This window comes from Vibrio sp. E14 (genome assembly GCF_020515785.1).
Lineage (GTDB): Bacteria > Pseudomonadota > Gammaproteobacteria > Enterobacterales > Vibrionaceae > Vibrio > Vibrio diabolicus.
On record NZ_JAHPJI010000006.1, the window covers coordinates 270,483 to 290,130 of the forward strand.

At 42.0% G+C, this 19,648-nt stretch carries 13 protein-coding genes and 2 tRNA genes; 12 read left to right on the forward strand and 3 right to left on the reverse strand.

Features of this window, described 5'->3' with window-relative positions; all coding sequences use genetic code 11:
• Position 1: 1 nt before the first annotated feature.
• From oppB to LIX84_RS17535, 3 genes are all read right to left on the reverse strand, one after another.
• A complete protein-coding gene (gene oppB / locus LIX84_RS17525; protein ID WP_005377838.1) occupies positions 2-922 on the reverse strand; it encodes an oligopeptide ABC transporter permease OppB in 921 nt (306 codons plus the stop codon).
• Between the two features lie 144 nt (positions 923-1,066).
• Positions 1,067-2,677 (reverse strand): peptide ABC transporter substrate-binding protein, encoded by a 1,611-nt coding sequence (locus tag LIX84_RS17530; RefSeq protein ID WP_226421854.1) that lies wholly within the window; start codon positions 2,675-2,677, stop codon positions 1,067-1,069.
• Positions 2,678-2,935: 258 nt separating this feature from the next.
• Positions 2,936-4,042 (reverse strand): M20/M25/M40 family metallo-hydrolase, encoded by a 1,107-nt coding sequence (locus LIX84_RS17535; protein WP_226421855.1) that lies wholly within the window; start codon positions 4,040-4,042, stop codon positions 2,936-2,938.
• Positions 4,043-4,580: 538 nt separating this feature from the next.
• Between LIX84_RS17535 and hppD the strand changes: the two genes are divergently transcribed.
• The 12 genes from hppD to dptH all read left to right on the forward strand — a co-directional run bounded on the left by hppD (position 4,581) and on the right by dptH (position 19,640).
• Entirely contained in the window at positions 4,581-5,654 is a 1,074-nt protein-coding gene (gene hppD / locus LIX84_RS17540) for a 4-hydroxyphenylpyruvate dioxygenase (RefSeq protein ID WP_005377835.1), read from the forward strand.
• On the forward strand, positions 5,647-6,777 hold the full coding sequence (locus LIX84_RS17545; protein WP_226421856.1) for a homogentisate 1,2-dioxygenase: 1,131 nt from the start codon (positions 5,647-5,649) through the stop codon (positions 6,775-6,777). Before hppD ends, LIX84_RS17545 begins: the two co-directional genes overlap by 8 nt.
• Positions 6,778-6,786: 9 nt before the next feature.
• Positions 6,787-7,824: a fumarylacetoacetate hydrolase family protein gene (locus LIX84_RS17550; protein WP_226421857.1), complete on the forward strand. Its 1,038-nt coding sequence runs from the start codon at positions 6,787-6,789 to the stop codon at positions 7,822-7,824.
• A gap of 21 nt (positions 7,825-7,845) precedes the next feature.
• On the forward strand, positions 7,846-8,514 hold the full coding sequence (gene maiA, locus LIX84_RS17555; protein ID WP_226421858.1) for a maleylacetoacetate isomerase: 669 nt from the start codon (positions 7,846-7,848) through the stop codon (positions 8,512-8,514).
• Between the two features lie 195 nt (positions 8,515-8,709).
• The gene (locus LIX84_RS17560) at positions 8,710-9,369 is read left to right on the forward strand and encodes a DUF2726 domain-containing protein (RefSeq protein ID WP_046874874.1); all 660 of its coding nucleotides are present in this window, start codon (positions 8,710-8,712) and stop codon (positions 9,367-9,369) included.
• Between the two features lie 120 nt (positions 9,370-9,489).
• The gene (locus LIX84_RS17565) at positions 9,490-9,828 is read left to right on the forward strand and encodes a hypothetical protein (protein WP_005377830.1); all 339 of its coding nucleotides are present in this window, start codon (positions 9,490-9,492) and stop codon (positions 9,826-9,828) included.
• 179 nt (positions 9,829-10,007) lie between these two features.
• Positions 10,008-10,084, forward strand: a tRNA-Val gene (locus tag LIX84_RS17570).
• Positions 10,085-10,116: 32 nt separating this feature from the next.
• A tRNA-Val gene (locus tag LIX84_RS17575) sits at positions 10,117-10,193 on the forward strand.
• Positions 10,194-10,541: 348 nt separating this feature from the next.
• Positions 10,542-11,150 (forward strand): peptidase M15, encoded by a 609-nt coding sequence (locus tag LIX84_RS17580; RefSeq protein ID WP_226421859.1) that lies wholly within the window; start codon positions 10,542-10,544, stop codon positions 11,148-11,150.
• A gap of 435 nt (positions 11,151-11,585) precedes the next feature.
• Positions 11,586-13,205 (forward strand): DNA phosphorothioation-dependent restriction protein DptF, encoded by a 1,620-nt coding sequence (dptF, locus tag LIX84_RS17585; RefSeq protein WP_226421860.1) that lies wholly within the window; start codon positions 11,586-11,588, stop codon positions 13,203-13,205.
• Positions 13,205-14,521: a DNA phosphorothioation-dependent restriction protein DptG gene (gene dptG, locus LIX84_RS17590; RefSeq protein WP_226421861.1), complete on the forward strand. Its 1,317-nt coding sequence runs from the start codon at positions 13,205-13,207 to the stop codon at positions 14,519-14,521. The genes dptF and dptG overlap by 1 nt, the downstream gene beginning before the upstream one ends.
• On the forward strand, positions 14,502-19,640 hold the full coding sequence (dptH, locus tag LIX84_RS17595) for a DNA phosphorothioation-dependent restriction protein DptH (RefSeq protein ID WP_226421862.1): 5,139 nt from the start codon (positions 14,502-14,504) through the stop codon (positions 19,638-19,640). Before dptG ends, dptH begins: the two co-directional genes overlap by 20 nt.
• Positions 19,641-19,648 lie beyond the last annotated feature (8 nt).

Consider the following 19,648-nt stretch of genomic DNA (forward strand, 5'->3'; position numbering starts at 1 on the left):
CCTAAACGCGTATACGAGGGTCGATAATCGTATATAGCAAGTCGACCACAAGGTTAAAGAAGATAGTGAGTGAAGCGACAATCAGAGTAATGCCCATTACTAGGCCGTAGTCGCGGTTGAGAGCCCCAGACACAAAGTGTTGTCCCATGCCACCTGTACCAAAGAAAATGTCGATAATCACCGAGCCTGTCACGACAGACACAAACGCAGGGCCGAGCATCGCAACGACGGGAATCAGGGATGGTCGCAAAGCGTGATGGAATAAAATGTAGGTTGTGGACAAACCTTTGGCTTTTGCCGTTCGAATGTATGGTTGGTTGAGCGTTTCAATCATTGCGCCACGCATGACGCGTGCAATACTCGCAATGGAGCCAATCGCCAGGCTGAGCACGGGAAGAACAAGAAAAGCCAGCTTTCCTCCTTCCCAACCACCAGCAGGGAACCAGCCGAGCTGAATAGCGAAGATCATGACTAAAACCGGAGCAAGCACGAAAGCCGGAACCACAACTCCAGTCATCGAGAGTGTCATCAGGCCGTAATCTAGGCGGCTATTTCGGTTCAATGCCGCAATGGTGCCAAGCAACATGCCAAGTGGAACGGAAATACAAAAGGAGAGTACGCCTAATACTGCTGAAACTGGCCATGATTGTGCGACGAGCTGTGTAACACTGAAGTCTTGATAAACGAAGCTCGGACCGAGATCTCCTTGTATGAAATTACCAATGTAAATCCAAAACTGAGTAAGGAAGGGCTGGTCCAAATGGAATTTTGCTTCGATATTCGCACGTACCACTTCTGGCATAGGCCGTTCCATATCAAATGGCCCCCCTGGTGCAATGTGCATCAGCCAAAATGATACGAGTGCGATGAATAGAAGCGTGGGGATAGCGATAGCTAATCGCTTAACAATGTACCAAATCATGATCCATCATCCTTTGGTCATCCGAAATCACTTCGAACGGTTATGAATAAAAAATGGTCTGAGCTCAGGTTGCCTTCTCCACCGAGAGATATGAGGAACGGCAAGTAAACATTGAACTTGCCGACTCAGACCGAAAACATGCTTTTAGTGGGCTTTTACATAGACATTCTTGCGGTAGTACGACGACTCAGGGTTTGTCAGTTCGTAGCCGCCCACGTAAGGCTTGATGAGGTATTGATCGTTACCCGGACGATAAATAGGAATAATGGCCATGTCTTCAATCAGCATGCTTTCTGCTTGTAGATACAGTTCTGATGGGTTGCTCATGGTCTTTGAGCGAGCCATTAACTCGTCGTATTGCAGGTTGTTATAACGAGAATCGTTGTACTCGCCACTAGAAACAAAGATATCTAACCACGTAGAGGCTTCATTGTAGTCGGCCGTCCAGCCGCCGCGAGTAATGTCGGTCGGCTCTTTAAGTGCGTAGAACACTTTAGGTTCTATCTGTTTTATCGTGACTTGCGCACCCAATCGGCTTTTCCACATGCCTGCCATGGTTGTTGCCATTTTTACGTCCATCGAGAAAGTTGGTACGGTAAACGTTAACTTAAGCGGATTGCTTTTATCGTATCCAGCTTCTGACAGTAATTGCTGCGCTTTTTCGATACGTTTATGGCGGTTCCAAGTTGCGAACTCAGGAGTGTGAGATTTAAAACCATCTGTTTGAGGGGGCACAAGGGTATACATTGGAACCCCACCGTTTCTCAAGATAGCACTCGTTAACAGTTGACGGTCAATGGCATATGAGAGGGCTTTACGGACCCGCACGTCTTTTGTTGGTCCTTGTTGAGTGTTGAGGTAATAGAATGTGGAGCCAAGAGATGCACTGGTGCTTGCCACTTCTTGTGGGCGTTGTTGAATTAACTTTTTCTTCTGAGCGGCAGGAATGGAAACCGCTTGGTCTATCTCACCAGCTAGGTAGCGGTTTAGCACTACGTTTGCATCACCAATTGGTAGCCAGGTGACTTTTTCCAGCACTACATTGCTTGCGTCCCAGTAATGTGGGTTTTTAACCATCACCATTTTTTCGTTAACTTTCCATTCAGAGACAGTAAACGCCCCATTTGTAACGATATGTTCTGGCTGGGTCCAACGGTTGCCATGTTTTTCAACGGTCGCTTTGTGAACGGGGGCAAGCACTGGATGACTTAATAGTTTCGTAAAGAAGGGAATAGGCTCTTCGAGTGTTACCTGGAATGTTTTTTCATCCAGCGCTTTCACGCCCAAGGACTCGGGTTCGGCTTCGCCCTTCATAATCGCTTGTGAGTTTTCGATATTTGGAATGGCCGCAAACCAAGCGTATGGTGAAGCAGTGCTTGGATTCAGTAAGCGTTGCCAGCTGTAGACAAAATCTTGCGCAGTGACCGTTTCGCCATTTGACCATTTTGCATCACGTAAGTGGAAAGTATAAACCGTATTGTTGTCATTGACAGACCAAGACTCAGCAACACCAGGAATGGTTTTACCTTGCTTATCTTGAATGACCAAACCTTCAAACAGGTCTCGGCCGAGATTAAATGCGGGTTCTGCGGCTTGCTTGGCTGGGTCAATAGAAGTAACTTCAGCCCCATTGTTTAGCGTAATTTCTTGTGTCTCATCGAGGGTCACACCTGCGGGATGCGGCGCGGCATAGCTTGGTGTTGCCAGTATTGGACTCATCATCGACGCTAACAAAAGCAACTTAGGTAATTTCATCCTTGTCTCACTCTTTTCATCCTGAAAGATGCTAAAAATGTATATTGTATAAATTGTCTGCACAATCGAGTTTTAACATTGTTGTAACAGGGTGCCAGATGTTGGGCTATTTGGTATCAAAAAGTGAGCTGGGGGATTGATATGGAGCCAGTACTAAGTCTGCATTACGGGGTAGGCTTTGTTTCGCGCAAATAAAAAATCCCCTTCAAGCGCGCTAAAAGGGGAGGGTTGTTCGTCTGTTCTTCAAAAGGTACGACGTTAACTGACTAGGAAATGTTTTACGAACTCAGTGATTTTGACCATATCGCTTACCGCGATAAACTCTTCTGTCGTGTGTACTTTTGCCATGCCAGTTGAAAGGTTGACCGTTGTGAGACCTTTCTTGTTAAAGTTGTTAGCATCGCTACCGCCGCCAGTGCCTTTTGTGAAAGCCTCAATTCCCAACTCTGCAAACGCCGCTTTTATAGCGCTAACGTGTGGGTGTTTTTCTTCAATAACAAAAGCGTCGTAGGCTCGGCTAGATTCAATGTCGACTTCTGCACCGTGTTTTTCACAGACAGACTCTAATGTTGAGATCATATGATTGACCTGAGCATCTAGTTTATCGCCATTCAGGGAGCGTGCTTCTGCCACGATTTTTAATTCAGGCATGACAATGTTTGTGGCCTGACCGCCATTCACTACACCGATGTTGGCTGTCGTTTCTTCGTCGATGCGAAGCAGCTTCATTTGGTTGATGGCATCTGCCGCCACCATGATCGCACTGATGCCTTCTTCTGGCGCAAGCCCTGCATGTGCTGGTCGACCTTTGATTGTTGCCACGATTTTTTGCTGGCCTGGGGCTGCGGTCACAATAGTGCCAATAGGACCACCCGTATCTAACACGATTGCTTCCGTTGAAGTGACGTGCGACATATCGAAGTATTGTGAACCGAATAAACCGCCTTCTTCATACACGGTGAAAGCAAGTTCTAACGTTTTGTGCTCACGGTTTTCCGCTTGAATACAACGAACGGCTTCCATGATGGCAGCAATACCAGATTTATCATCGCCACCAAGAATCGTATTGCCTTTTGAACGGATAATGCCGTCTTCGATGATTGGCTCAATGCCAATACCTGGAGTGACCGTATCCATATGACAGCTCATTAGGATAGAGCCGCCTTTTTTGCCGTCTAAACGGGCGTACACGTTAAAACCGTTAGAAATGTGCTCAGGCACTGGAAGCTTGTGCACGGTAAAGCCTAGCTCGCCTAGCTGTTCTGCCAGTGTTTCTGCAATTTGTTTTTCGTTTTTTGATTCGCTGTCGATACGTACTAGTTGGCAAAAGTGTTCAACTAGGCGTTCTTGATTGATGTGTGTCATTAGATGTCTCTTTTTCTGATCGAGCGTGAAGCACTGTGGCTAGGGCTCGATAGGGAACAGAGCACCACTTATGGCACAGTTACTTTTGAATAAAACTGAGGTGAATCAATAAAGGGGTATCCATGACACGATTCTGACCGATGAGTCTTTCGAACTGTATGAAGCGTCACGAAACATTACTTTTGATGTTTTACAGGAGCAAATGAATAAATCGGATAGAGATAGGGTGCAATAGATTTTCAATCCCCTTTTACTTTTGAGCTACGTTGCCAAGATAAAATGCCAAAGTAACAACTTATTTACATTTCATATGTTTGCGTAAAGCCGAAAATATCAATCTAAAATATTGAAAATAAGTAGTTTATTTGATGTTTACGAAAGTGGGTTCGATGGGTTTTCTGTGTGTAACATATATTTTACAATTATGCGTAAAAATCGCCAAGGTAAAGATTTCTCCCAACGTATTCCAATTTCTCAAGACCTGCGCCAAGTTAGAAAAATAAGTCCAAACAAAAGCTACTGAGACAAGGAGAAAGTCATGGTTGATGCATATAACCCACTAGGAACAGACGGATTTGAGTTTGTTGAATATACCGCTGCTGACAACAAAGGCATTCAACAGCTTAAAGATCTGTTTATATCGTTAGGTTTTGCGGAAATCGCAAAGCATCGCTCAAAAGAAGCGTGGTTATATCGACAAGGTGACATTAGCTTTATTGTGAATGCGCAGCCGCATAGCCAAGCTGAGGGATTCGCCAAAGTTCACGGTCCGTCGGTTTGTGGCATGGCATTTCGTGTGAAAGACGCCACCGTTGCTCTGGCGCATGCGTTAGAGAATGGCGGTAAAGAATATAAAACGGAAATTGGGCCGATGGAGCTTAGCATTCCTGCTATTTATGGCATCGGTGAAAGCTTGCTTTATTTTGTCGATCGTTATGGAAAGCAGAGCATCTATGATGTCGATTTTCGTTTTTATGATGATGCTGATGAGCGTTTATCAAAAGCGAATGTTGGTCTTTACGAAATCGACCACTTAACGCACAACGTTAAGCAAGGCAACATGGATGTCTGGTCTGGTTTCTATGAGCGCATTGGTAACTTCCGCGAAATTCGTTATTTCGATATCGAAGGTAAGTTGACTGGTCTTGTCAGCCGTGCGATGACCGCACCTTGCGGCAAAATCCGAATTCCTATCAATGAGTCGTCAGATGATAAATCACAGATTGAAGAGTTTATCCGTGAATACAATGGCGAAGGCATTCAACATATCGCATTGACCACAGACGACATCTACGAAACGGTCAAAACATTGCGTGAGCGAGGCATGGACTTTATGCCAACGCCAGATACTTATTACGAGAAAGTTGATCAGCGTGTTGAAGGCCACGGTGAAGATGTAAGCAAGCTTCGTGATTTGCAGATTCTTATTGATGGTGCGCCAACGAAAGATGGCATCTTGCTACAAATCTTTACTCAAACCGTTATCGGCCCTGTGTTCTTCGAAATCATCCAACGTAAGGGCAATGAAGGCTTTGGCGAGGGTAACTTCAAAGCGTTGTTTGAATCGATAGAAGAAGACCAAATTCGCCGAGGAGTATTGAGCGATGCATAAATGGATCACATTCCCTCACCGGGAGGGAGTGTGCTCTAAACAAGCGCATGCTGACTTCCCGGAAGAGGCAATTTATGAACGTGAGGCAGGTCGAAGTGGTTTTTTTGGCCCCGCAACACATTTTCATCATCAACATGCCCCAACGGGATGGTCTGAGTGGGAGGGCGAGCTACGTCCACGAGCGTTCGATTTTAATTTAGTCGAGAAAGCCAGCCATATTACCCCTTGGGCAGTCCCGCATCTATTACACAACGCAAATTGTAAAGTTCGTGTCTGGCGTATGGATGAAAAAATGGACTTCTTGGTGAGAAACGCTGATGGCGACGAACTGCTATTCATCCACCAAGGTACGGCAGATCTGTATTGTGATTATGGTCATTTGAAAGTGAGCGAAGGGGATTATGTCATGATCCCACGCTCAACGAGCTGGCGTTTTGAGCCAAGCGAGCCGATGTTCATTTTGATGATCGAAAACACCGATGCGGCCTATACATTGCCCGAAAAAGGCATGGTTGGAAACCACGCGGTGTTTGATCCGGCGGTTTTAGAAACGCCGTCGATCAACGATCAGTTCCGTGCTCAATATTCTGAGAATCAAACACAGGTTCAGGTGAAACGCCACGATAAAGTCAGTGTTATCACTTACCCATTCAACCCGTTGGATGCGATTGGCTGGCATGGTGATTTGGCGGTGGTAAAAGTGAATTGGCGTGATATTCGTCCACTTATGTCACATCGTTACCACTTACCGCCTTCTGCACATACTACATTTGTAGGAGCAGGATTTGTGGTGTGTACCTTCGTTCCTCGTCCAATTGAAAGTGATCCTGGAGCGCTCAAGGTACCGTTCTATCACAACAATGACGATTATGACGAAGTCTTGTTCTACCATGCAGGTGATTTCTTCAGCCGTGACAACATTGAAGCAGGCATGGTGACATTCCATCCAGCAGGATTTACGCATGGTCCTCACCCGAAAGCATTCAAAGCAGGGCGAGAGCACAAGAAGACTTTTACCGACGAAGTAGCGGTCATGATCGATACACGTCACGCACTTCAGTTTTCGGATGAGCTGGAAAAAGTAGAAAACAAAGAATACGTCTATAGCTGGCAAGAGAAGTAAGAGGCAAGGATGAAATTAGCAACCAAGAAAAATGGCACTCGTGACGGTTTGTTGATGGTCGTGAGCAAAGACTTAACGCGCTGCGTACCTGCGACAGAAATTTTCCACCCCATGAACTTAGCACCGACGATGCAGGTGGCGCTTGATAACTGGGATACGCTAGCACCGCAATTGGAAGAGCTATACGTTGCACTGAACAATGGCACGGTTGCAGGGTATGAAGAGTTTGAAGCGCACTACTGTGAGTCGCCGCTTCCTCGCGCTTATCAGTGGGCTGATGGCAGTGCTTACGTAAACCACGTTGAGTTGGTTCGAAAAGCTCGCGGCGCTGAAATGCCAGAGAGTTTTTGGATGGATCCGTTGATGTACCAAGGAGGCTCTGATGCCTTTATTGGTCCTTGTGACAACATCGAGTTTGCCAGTGATGAATGGGGTATTGATTTCGAAGGCGAAGTTGCTGTGGTAATTGGTGACGTACCAATGGGCGCAAGTGTTGCAGAGGCTCAGGAGTCGATTCGTTTGATCATGCTGGTGAATGATGTGTCGCTGCGTGGACTAATTCCCGCAGAATTAGCTAAAGGGTTTGGTTTTTTCCAATCTAAACCTTCCTCTGCGTTTTCTCCTGTGGCAGTAACACCTGACGAACTAGGCGATGCGTGGTACGAAAACAAAGTGCATTTACCATTGGTCTCGACATACAACCACAAGCCGTTTGGTCGCCCAAATGCGGGTATCGATATGACGTTTGATTTTGCAGACTTAATTGTTCATGCGACTAAAACGCGCCCGCTATCTGCTGGGGCGATTATTGGTTCTGGCACGGTATCTAATAAGCAAGGCACCGAACATGGCACTTCGATTGAGGAGGGTGGCGTTGGCTATTCATGTATCGCGGAAGTTCGTATGATTGAAACCATTCGTGATGGTAAACCGTCGACTAACTTCATGTCGTTTGGCGACTCAATCAAACTGGAAATGTTCGATGCGGATGGCAACAACATCTTTGGTTCGATTGACCAACAAGTTAGCCAATATCTCAAGCATTAAGAGCGCCAGTTGGGAGACGATATGAGCGATAGCATGGTTTTGTACGGATATTGGCGGTCTTCAGCGGCGTATCGTGTGCGTATTTGTTTGAATCTTAAAGAGTTATCGTATGATTCAAAATCGGTACACTTGGTGCGCAATGGTGGCGAACAACACAGTGACGAGTACCATGAGTTAAACGCTTCTGAACTGGTTCCTGTGCTGGTGGATGGGGAGGTTCAGTTAACCCAGTCACTGGCCATCATTCAATACTTAGAAGAACACTATCCGGATGTCACTGTGATCCCCGAGCAAACGCCGCTTCGATATCAAGCACTAGCTTTGGCTCAGGATATTGCAATAGAGATTCATCCCCTGAATAACTTGAGAGTTCTACAGTATTTAGAGGGGGAGTTAGCTTGCGAGCCAGAGCGCAAAGTCGATTGGATTCATCACTGGATCCACAAAGGTTTTACGGCATTAGAAGAGAAACTTCAGAAGCATCGTAAACTAAATGGTGATTGTAAGTTTAGCCTGACAAGCTCGCCATCTATTGTCGATATTTGTCTGGTACCACAATTTTATAATGCACAACGCTTTGGTGTAGATACTTCTCTTTATCCAACCATTAACGCGGTTGTGCAGTCATGCAATCAAATGCCTGCTTTTATTGATGCGATGCCAGAGAATCAGCCAGACGCTAATAGTTGATTCTTAGTATCATAATGTATTAACAAAAATTTAAACGAGCCAATCCAAGTGTGTGATTGGCTCGTTTTTATTGGGGAGTCAAATTTTCTGTATCACGCTATAGTAGTGGCTCCTCAAAATTGCGAGGTTTTGTTGCTCTGCATAGCATTTCCATTTACGCTTTGAGCAACGAGTTGTTTTGGATGCACTTTATTTATGACCAACATTTTTATCATTGTTGTTCTTCTGGTTTTATTCTTCTTTGTTATTCAAAAGTACGTGATTAAGCACGACGACACGCGTGATTATCCTTATCGCTCGAAAGGTCCTCTGCTCAGAGGTCAAGAGGGTGCGTTCTATAATGCGTTAAGAGCGGCGGTAGGGGAGCATGCCGTAGTATTCGCGAAAGTAAACATGTCCAGTTTGGTTACGCCAAAAGAAATCAAAAATAAGAAGCAGTTTTTTGTCGCGAACAATCGCATATCTCGAAGTTATTTTGATTACGTTATTTGTGATCCTAGGACGCTAGAGCCGCGTGTGATCGTTGAATTGGATAACGGGCAAGAGTTAAGCAAGGGCAAGGTAGAAAGACAAAAGTTACTGATCCATGTTTGTAAGACGGCAAACCTACCTTTAATCGGCGCTTCGATAAAGCACAGTTATCAAGTTGGGCGATTACGTCGTTTGCTTGCAGCACACATTGATTTGATTGAGCCCGATAAAGAAGTGCGCTTTTGTAAAAAATGTGGCAGTCCGATGATCATTAAAACCGCAAGCCAAGGTGAATTCAAAGGTCGACGCTTCTTTACTTGCAGCCGCCAACCAAATTGTACTTACACCGAGAATTACAATGTGGTGTTTGAGTCGGACGACTAAAGACGACAGTTGAACAGCAAAACTGATGAGGCTTTGATTCGAGACAATCAAAGCCTTTTTTGTATCAGTCCTCAAGGCAAGACCTATACTTTGAAAAAGAGTGCAGAATAGGGAAGCCATATGCGATACGGATGGATTTTGTCAGCGTTGTTCATCGCATCTAATGTTAGTGCGATACCTAATTTGAAACCACTGGAGTGTGAGTTAACGGAGACACCCCAAGATCATTTCTTGTTTTACCGAGAGCAAATGGTTTACCACAGTGAGCAGTTTGTCATATTTCAAAACTTCAAAGGCAGGGTGAGCACTCAAGTGGATGTTAAAACAGGAGAGTTGATCCGTACAACCTATATCGGCGAACCATTTAAACCTAAATATCAGATTTTGTTCGGCACTTGCCCTAAGGTATCGCAAACCTTACAGATTTGGATGCTCAGTGAAGTGCCTTACGACAATTAAGTGAGATAATAAAAGTTATATAGATCACACTTTTAAACCCTGCAGGCTCAGTCCTTGTCGATAAAATCATCTGAAAACGCGTGTTGAGTTTACATTTTCGCCAAACGGTTCAAAGTTGGTAAATTTGTGCTTGCACCGTCGTTCGCTTATAGCTAATATCCTCGTCGTTCCAGAGAAATGCGTCCGTAGCTCAGCTGGTTAGAGTATCGCCTTGACATGGCGGGGGTCGGTGGTTCGAGTCCACTCGGACGCACCATTCTGAATTGAATGGTTAGGAATACAAAATTTGGGTCCGTAGCTCAGTTGGTTAGAGTACTACCTTGACATGGTAGGGGTCGGCGATTCGAGTTCGCCCGGACCCACCAAATTTTATGCAAAGCCCGCATTCGTGCGGGCTTTGTCGTATCTAGGGTTTATCTAATCCAGCCCAAATTTTTCCATCTGAACATTGCATATTTATGTGAATAATATGCACTGAGTCATACCTTGTTGGGCACGGATGGGCACAATTGTGACCATCTGGTGACCACGCTCTATGCAGTTTTAGGCCGAATTCAATGCTATCTGGTTCAATTTAAGCGGTATTAGCTAAAGCAATTAGGTCTCAATTTTAGCGCGCAATCAGGGCAATTCTTTAATTTCCATCTATCCTAAATCAGTATCGAAGCAAGTGGTTGGTGTACAACTTGGTTAATAATGATGGGTGATTAGTTATGAAAAAACCAACAACAGTGAAGTCATTAGAAGAACTAGGGCGAGTAAGGTTATCAACGAATTTTTTCATGCGTGATTTTTTGCATTCAGAGATATCCCAAATGGAAGGGATCCCAAATATTCCTGATTTCCCTGGCATAGCTATCCAAGCTGGAACTGAACTTTGTGAAAAAGTCTTAGAACCGATTCAAAGTAAGTTTGGGCGTATTTCTATCCGGTCTGCATATCGTTCACCAGCTGTAAATGCAGAAGGAGCAGAAAATAAGAACCAGTATAACTGCTCACGTAATGAAGCCAACTACGCTGGTCATATATGGGATTATCGCGACGGTGAAGGGTACTTGGGAGCCACAGCTTGTATTGTTGTTAATTCATTTTTGCCGTATTACGAAAGAACTGGAAATTGGCAAGCTCTTGCTTGGTGGATTCACGATAATGCTCAGGGATACTCATCCATGTACTTTTTTCCTAAACTCGCTGCTTTTAATATTTCGTGGTATGAAAAGCCGGTAAAAACCATCAAGAGTTATATCGCGAATTCCAAAGGTATATTGACTAAGCTTGGGATGGATAACTTTGGCGGTTCTCACGAGAATAAAATACATTGATATGCTAAATGAAATAGCCGAACTGATTTGATTGCATGAATAATATCTTTTTCTCTACGTATAGGTATCTAAGACTATGTTCGACCGAAATGCACTTAACAGCTGGTGCCCACTTTAGTTTATGTGTATTAACTTGACGAAGATCATGTAACTTCAACCTAAAAGCTTACAAATTCGTCACCCCTAAAGATTGAACCTACCAAATTGGTCCAATTTGTGATTGTATATGTGACTAATGACATAAAGGTCAGGTTCGATTCCAGAAACAGCTATACATATAGGTAAAACATGGGGTTTATTAGGGTATTGAGTTTACTTTCTAAGTATTCTCCCTTCACTGTGAGTATTGAAAGCTCCGAGCACAACAATACTTTGGCAGCATATAAAATTTTTCTCCTAGCATAAGAACGTGTAAAAATATATAGGTATGGTAACGTGAGTGATATTACGCTTCGAATGGCTTTAGGGACGTTAGCTAAGTCTTCCTCTTTTTCAGTGGCAACAGAAACTAAGCATACAGATGATCCTCTTAATAAATATAAAAAATATCTGTATGTCGAGCCAGATATTGAGCATGATTTTGTAAATTGTCTTGATTCAATTCAGCAAAATGAAATCGTATTTCTATGTGGGAGTAGTGGTGATGGTAAGTCTGAAATACTGACGCGTTATATCGATAAGTATAAGCACAAATGTAGGTTTCATCTTGATGCTACTCACAGCTTTGCTCCCAGTGAAACGGCAATTGATGCACTTAATAACCTGTTTGATAAACAAAATATTGATGGCAAGCCTCTAGTCATTGGTATTAACATCGGTATGTTGGCTAACTTTTCCAAAGAGGGCGCTGAGCGACACGAAGAGTTGCGTGAATCATTAGAACGTTTTTTAGCGACAGGTAACCGAACCGATGGTTGCTATCACTTTTTGGATTTTGAAGCTTATCCAAAGTTTGTTTTTAAAGATGGGTTTTGCCATGCACCTTTTATTCGAAAAGTGCTTCAGCAACTATCTAACCTTAGTGATAAAAATCCTTATTATAAATTGCTACTCCAAACGGAACATACTGGTTGCGAATCAATACTTGCAAGTAACTTTCGATTGTTAGCAAGAGCTTCGGTCCAACAAGCTATTATCACTAGTTTGTTTAAAGTTCGTTTAAGTAAAAACCAGTTTATTACTACAAGAGCATTACTAGACTTTTTGCATGATCTACTCACTCGCGATAAATATCTTTTTGATGGTTTATTCACCAGTGAACGTAGTGAATTAAGCCATAAACTTACCGAATTTGATCCCGCATTGATTCATACACAGAAGCTTGATCAATTCGCACTTCAATACGAGCTTGGTTTAATAGGGGATCACTTAGATATTTTCCTTAACGCATTGAGTAATGAAACAGGAATTAAGATTCAACTTCAGCCAGATGCTAAGGGGCAGGCTGCCTCATTAATTCGCTTATTATACGTGTTACAGGGCGAATCTTTGGCTAATGATTATCATCGACAATTTACTGCAGATTTTAATGAGAATGCTCTTTCTCATTATGCGCATATATGGGCATTACACAGTCAATCAGAAGATGAAATCCAGGATAAAACAGCACTTCGAAACTTTTATACAAGAGAGTTTATTCCAGCGATTGTCAGTTATGCGAATCGTAACGCTCCTCGATTAGGTAAGCGCGAATTATTTCTCGGTGAATTTGGTACAACGCTTGTGTCTTCACCAATTGAATTAAAGCAAGATCTTACTGCAGTTCAAAATTGTTCTAACGAAAGTGTTTCTCACTTTATGGCGTTTATTAAACTTGGTGAAAAAACACTAAGAGGTATTGAGGTTAATCTTAACCTTTTTGGACTAATTCATAAAATTAATAACGGTTATTGCCCCAATAAATATGATAAGAATGCGGTGTTGTTGCTAGACGATATTTGCGATCAACTCGCTGATATAGCGAGAGACAGTTCTCAGCTAAAAATTTATGACAGGCATGATGAGTATCTGCTTCGTCAAGAAGACGACTTGATTTACGTAGAGGTTGATTTTTAATGTTTCCTATACCTGATAATTTTATTCCAGCAGATATAAACAGACTAAAAAGTTACTGGCCAATACGTAATAAAGGTAATGATTATAAATGGGAGAATGTTACTGAACTGGTGCTAGGACAAGCACTTAATAAGCAGGTTTCACAGTTGTCTCTGGAACAGTATCGAGATAAATGTCAACAACATTTTGTAAATATTCTTGATAATAGTGAGTTCTGGACAGTACTGGATAAAACCTATTTTACGAATGAGTCATTGTTTAAAATATCACCATTGTTTCTGCTGTTTAAGGTCAATTATAGTGAAGATGGAAAACTGAAAGTTAGTGTCGCCGACTCACGAATGAGTACGTTGTTTTTTGGGTTGATGGATAATTATAAAATTTCAGAAGCATTAAATCATCAACTTAACTTTGTCGAGAAGGAATTACTCGAAGTTTTATTTGATCATTTGACTGATAAAAAGTCATTAGAGGTTGATGAGCTTCCTTATCTACCTTTTCTCAATCAAACATTTCAAGCTGATATGAACTTTTTGGCTATTTATCCTCAATATTTGTTAACGCAATTAGCCAACCTGCTAAAGTTGTATGCCTTTAGTTATTGCAGCCAGTTAGTCATGAATGTTGATAAATTTAAGAAAGGTGAGCCTGAGAGTGCAAAAATTTATTTCATTTTGGATTCTGAAAAGGCTAGTTCAGAACGTTCCGCACTGAAAAATTTTGGTTACAAGACGCTTAAACTTACTTCGGAGCGTGTATTTCCCCTACTGTCTGCGCTAGAGCAAATGCAGATTAAAGGTCAGATAAAACGCCCTTTGTGGAAGGTATATCAAGATGTACAAAACTATGCTGATCCACAAAAAGTGCTTGATAAATTTAATGAATATTTAGCTACATTTGCAGAGTTGAGAAGGTTAGCTCCCAGGCCAGAAGCGCAAGGACTTGAACAAGCATTCGATATTTGGCGTGAGCTAGCGATAGAGCAATTCAAAGATATCAAATCAGAACGTAGTGGTGTAAATAATAAGTATGTTAATCAGCTTGAATCGCAAATATTTGCAGAATTTGTACAGTCCCGTGGTCCAGCGGGTAAAACCTTAGTGCTTAATCAAGACCAGCTTATACTGCTTACCAATTTGGCGATTGGACAGCGAGAAAGGCTTCGCCTCCATGAGTTGATAAAAGAGTTTGAATCAAGAGGCTTTTACCTTGATAACCAATCCCAGCAGGCATTAATAGAGTTTTTCGAAAGAATGGGCAATGTGGAAAGAATGAGCGACAGCGGAGATGCGGTATATGTGCGTAAAACCCTATGAGCAATTTTTGATTGATTGTTTGATTGATGACTTAAGGGGAAAGCTGGCTCCCGGAGCTCGTTATCAATTTAAATGCCCAGATCAGAAGAATGCTGTAAGACTATATCAGGCAGCCCTAGCGGCAAAAACTAATCAAGCAGGAGAGTCCATTTCTTTTGATAATCAACAGTTCAATTATATAGAATGTCAAGGTGTTAAGTTAGTTCCAGTCCTTCAAAGAGCCGATGATTCTGAAAGCTCTGAAAGCTGTACTTATACATTTACTGAGAACTACATTTCGCGTTTGCGTGATTTTACTGCAGGACGAGAGGGAAATTTTAACGATGTAGCACTACTGATTATTCATAATAGTATGCTTGATACATTGATAAATAGTGCATTAGACCTATCTGCTGAAGGTGGTGTTTGGCATCCTCAATCTATTGCTAAGAAGCTAGAAGAGTCGATTGCGAAAGATAGTTCTCATAAAGATGTATCTAAGTGCCTTTTAGAAGATCAATTGGCTCTCATTCTCGATGAGGAAGCTACGGTTTTTGGTTTTTCTGCATTATATGATGTAGTCGCAGATGATGGGTCTTTAGAGTTCAGTGAGCTTGGGCTGTTTAACGATCCCAACTTGTTGACAATGCAAAACTCTAAAGCGCAAATCCGAAGACGAATTAATGATAATCGTAAACTAAGATCTGAAATTCAAGATGTTGTTGATAGCTGTGATGTTGAGCAACTTGAGTATTCGCTTACAGATTTGGGTTCTAAATTCATTAATAAACACTTCAAGGAAGACAATGACTGGCAATCTGTCACTTATGAACAATATATCTCTGAAATGGATGCCAATAAAGAGCAGAGTTTGATTTTTGAAGAAGTTGAGGCGTTTGAATCAAGTTGCTATGCACGTACCAAGAGTCAAACTAAAGCCGGTGAGCGCGATATTAGTTTGCTTATTGAATACTCACAAGAGGACGAGCAAATATCATTAGAGATATCTTTTTTGGGGAGCGATTTAAGTACTAAACAAATCAAGTTGATGCACAACCCTCACTTCACTTCAGGTATCACGAGTGATGTCAAACGGACTGGGGGTAAGCGTAGCCGCGCCACATTTGAGATTCCTGTACCGCAAAAACCAACTTTTTTTAGCATCGAACTTAAACGACCTACTCGGGCTGAAGAATATAAGTTTCGCATTTTGCTTTTGGAAAAAGGAATACTGACCGTTGATGAAATTGCTCATCGCTTTCGAGTTGAACCTCGTAAGGGGCAGCTTACTCTTCAGATGGAAGAAAATGCGCTTACATTCAATCACAACCACACTGAAACATGTGTGTTGTCGCCTGAAGATACTCGTGTTGATTGCAGCCGATATGGGGTTGTTGATTTTGAAGCTTTGGCGGAGCAAAGTGAAACTACATTGTTTGAGTTGTGGTTTGATAAAGGTTGTTTACCAATAAATGTTGAAGGGCCTGCAGCTGATGAAGCAATGGTTATTCCATTGTTATTCGATAGAGAGCGATTCGATAAGTTATTAAAAAATGGGCGTGATGCGGAATATCAAGTTGCTCGTAGCAAAGTTATCTTTAACCATGCAGAAACAAACTTAGTTGGTGTACGTCAACAACTGCTTGCTATTGAATATGAAATGATAGAGCAAAAGTTAGTCTACCACTCACAAAATCCAACTAATTTAGATTCTTTAGCCCAAGATTATCCTGATTTACACAGTGCTTATTCACAGTTATTTAATTATTACAATCAGTATAAAACCTTACCAAGTTTGGTAGCTTGGGGACCGGATTATCTTGCATATGTAGAGGCCGTGGTCAGTGCATTTGAAACTGCTCTAGATGCTGTGCCTATAAATGATGTGTTGAAAAAAAAACACAGACAATTGATGCGTATAGGCTTGTTCAAGGCAGAGGCGAATACGAAAATTACTCCTTTGCATCCATTGATATTGGCTTATCATCTTCAATTAGTACGAGCAATTGAGAAGGATAAGTTTGAGCATAATGGTGAATCTAGTTTCACAAGTCTTCCTGAAGTTACCCTTGAACGTTTGAATGCTGCCGGTTTATTGCCATATGTATATGATAATGAGTTTACATATGCACACTTGAGCCCAGTAAACGAAAACAGTTTTTGGCTTGCTATTGTTCCGCAAAAAAAAGAGAGCTTTAGTTATATAAAGCGCTTAGTCAAAGAGAAATTATCAGAATTTACACAAGCATATTCACGTTTGTTTATTCCAGGAAAAAACAGTACGTTAATTGTTAATGCTATTAACCAAAGGCAGGCCACAGAGCTATTTTTAGGGCTTGTAGAACACTTCAAACTGAACCGTGACTCTGCCTACTCAATTCATGTTAACTGCTACGACGAATCTTTATTGTTTAACGATTTTGATAAATTTGCACAGACTAGCGCATATAGTGATTTAAAAAAATGGCTAGGCTTGAACGGTGCTGCTTATAAAAATGATGCTGAGTCGATAGTAGATCTTATCAGATACAGGCTTACTTATAGTAAGTTTGTTTTGCCTAAGTCAAACGAATCCTTTAAATATGCACATTTGGCATTTTTTAGAAATACAGAGCCTGTAGAGTGTCACCAAATCAATATTGATAATGCGCTAAGTGGTGTGCTTTGTGATGGGTTGATATCTGGTGATGCTTCAGAAACAAAAGCTGAAGGTAGCTCTTATTTCACCGCATTTGGTTTAAAAAATGTGGATGTTGAAAAGCATCAGAGCCTGCGTATCGCTAAACGTATCGCTAATTTGTGGCAACCAGCACAACAATTGAATGCTCCTAATTTACAAAATAGTATCGGTCTCGCGGTAAGTTCCAATTTCAAACAGTTGTTAATGCAGTCCTACGATAGTGCTCTTTGGACCACATTGATTGATCCTAAAGTGACATTGGATTTCTTCGGTAGTCAAAAAGATGTGGTGCTTATTCACTATTCTGATCAATACACCAGTTCATCAGGTTATGACGCAATTACTGTAACCAAACAAATTGATTTGTTTGAGCGCTTACTTGAAAAAGATAATCCGCAAGCGGCAGATGGTTTGTTATCTGAATTCAATTCCTTTAACGGTGAATGGTTGTTAAAAATGCTAACGGAGCGCGAAACCAACCGTAAGGAGAAGCACGGCATAATTGGTGCGTATAAATTTGTTAGTGCCCTGTTGAATGGTTCAGATATTTGTTGGATACCGTTATCAGTAGCTGAGATGGTACGGGTATCTGGCAATATTGGCCTAAAAATGAGTGATAGTGAATTTGCTCCTAAAGTCCATGGGTACAAAAAAGGTGCATTTTCAGATGATGTCTTATTTGTTGGTTTTAAAGATAAGCAAATGTACTTATTACCACTGGAAGTTAAAACTGGTAAGAGTCCAGACTTTAAATATGCAGGTGAGCAGGCATTGGAGTTAGGTCGATATCTGAAAGAAGACATTCTTAGTCCTGATACACTAGCTGCACGCTTATATCGTGGCTTGTTTATCCGGCAGTTATTAATGCAGGTAGATAAATACAAACTTTATAACGTGGTTTCAGAAGAGTATCTTGCACCATTATTAGCTGGCGGGCAACGAGAATGGTGGCTTAAAGGTGACTATGGTGTCAGTTTTTTAAATGGCTATTACAAGGGAATTGTATTAGCAAACAATGAAAGCCCGACCTGCTTTAATACTAGTTTTAAACCTTGTGATAACGGTGTGCTGCAAATTGAGTTGCCATATGCAATGCTACCAAAGGTTATTTCGTTACCTCATGATTTCACGGCAGGACAGTTAGTGGATATGTTCCCTAGCGCTGAATCTTATATTTGTGGTGGAGCAAAAGTGGGTAAAGATCATACAGATACAGATACAGATACAGATACAGATACAGATACAGATACAGATACAGATACAGATGGGCAAATTACAGCCGTTCAGCCTACAGAAACGCCACGGCCGAAAGTTATATTGAACGATATGGAGTCAGGGCCACTAAAAGTTTTGTTTGGTCATAATACAATGAACGAGCAACCTTTAGAGTGGGAGCCAACTAATACTGCCAAATTTATGAATACAAATACGGGTATCATTGGCACTATGGGGACTGGGAAAACGCAGTTTACTAAATCAGCGATTACACAGTTATACCGCAATCAGTCCAATAATGTGGATGGGCAACCGATAGGTATGCTGATTTTTGACTACAAATCAGATTACGTTGATGACGAGTTCCAGCATGCTACAGGCGCTAAGAAGTTTAAATTATTCCACTTGCCTTACAACCCATTGAGTTTGTTCGGTGATACACCAATGTTGCCAGTTCATACTGCTCGTGGCTTCTCTGAAACGGTGGGTAGGGCATTTAATCTTGGCCAGAAACAGCAGCTCAAGTTGCGTCAGCTAATTAGTGATGCCTACGAGTTGGCTGGTATTCACAAAGCTGATCCAACAACCTGGTCAAAGCCAGCTCCAACGATAGAAGATGTATGGCAACTTTTCTTGAGTAGCGAGCCTGAGCTTGATTCTCTATATGCTGCGTTGGAAAGCCTGTGTGAGTTAGAAGTGTTTGAGACTGATCATCAACAATGCCAGAGCTTATATGACCTAATTGATGGCATAACGGTGATTGAACTTGCTGGTTACCCTGGTGAGATTCAAAGCCTTGTTGTGGCGCTGACTCTGGACTTGTTTTATATGCAGATGCAGAAGAAGGGTAAACCACAAGTACAGGGTGACTTCCGTCAAATCACCAAGATGATTCTGGTTGATGAAGCGGATAATTTTATGTCGCAGAACTTTCCGAGCCTACGGAAAATCCTAAAGGAAGGACGCGAGTACGGCGTTGGAGTGGTTCTATCAACCCAGGATATCACCCATTTCCAAACCGGTGGAAATGACTACTCAAGTTATATTTTAACCTGGGTGATTCACCGAGTGGCTAAGATTAAGCCGCAAGATATCAAAGCGATGTTTAGCGTCAATGACAAGTCTGAACAAGACCGATTAATGGATACGATTCAGAAGTTGGATAAACATTTTAGCCTTTATATTGATGGGGCGAAGAATATTGTGAAAATGCGTGATAAGGCATTTTGGGAACTACAACAATGAATAATATC

Coding starts and splice junctions, on each gene's coding strand:
- oppB (WP_005377838.1), bottom strand. CDS start 922: ATGATTTGGTACATTGTTAAGCGATTAGCTATCGCTATCCCCACGCTT.
- LIX84_RS17530 (WP_226421854.1), bottom strand. CDS start 2,677: ATGAAATTACCTAAGTTGCTTTTGTTAGCGTCGATGATGAGTCCAATA.
- LIX84_RS17535 (WP_226421855.1), bottom strand. CDS start 4,042: ATGACACACATCAATCAAGAACGCCTAGTTGAACACTTTTGCCAACTA.
- hppD (WP_005377835.1), top strand. CDS start 4,581: ATGGTTGATGCATATAACCCACTAGGAACAGACGGATTTGAGTTTGTT.
- LIX84_RS17545 (WP_226421856.1), top strand. CDS start 5,647: ATGCATAAATGGATCACATTCCCTCACCGGGAGGGAGTGTGCTCTAAA.
- LIX84_RS17550 (WP_226421857.1), top strand. CDS start 6,787: ATGAAATTAGCAACCAAGAAAAATGGCACTCGTGACGGTTTGTTGATG.
- maiA (WP_226421858.1), top strand. CDS start 7,846: ATGAGCGATAGCATGGTTTTGTACGGATATTGGCGGTCTTCAGCGGCG.
- LIX84_RS17560 (WP_046874874.1), top strand. CDS start 8,710: ATGACCAACATTTTTATCATTGTTGTTCTTCTGGTTTTATTCTTCTTT.
- LIX84_RS17565 (WP_005377830.1), top strand. CDS start 9,490: ATGCGATACGGATGGATTTTGTCAGCGTTGTTCATCGCATCTAATGTT.
- LIX84_RS17580 (WP_226421859.1), top strand. CDS start 10,542: ATGAAAAAACCAACAACAGTGAAGTCATTAGAAGAACTAGGGCGAGTA.
- dptG (WP_226421861.1), top strand. CDS start 13,205: ATGTTTCCTATACCTGATAATTTTATTCCAGCAGATATAAACAGACTA.
- dptH (WP_226421862.1), top strand. CDS start 14,502: ATGTGCGTAAAACCCTATGAGCAATTTTTGATTGATTGTTTGATTGAT.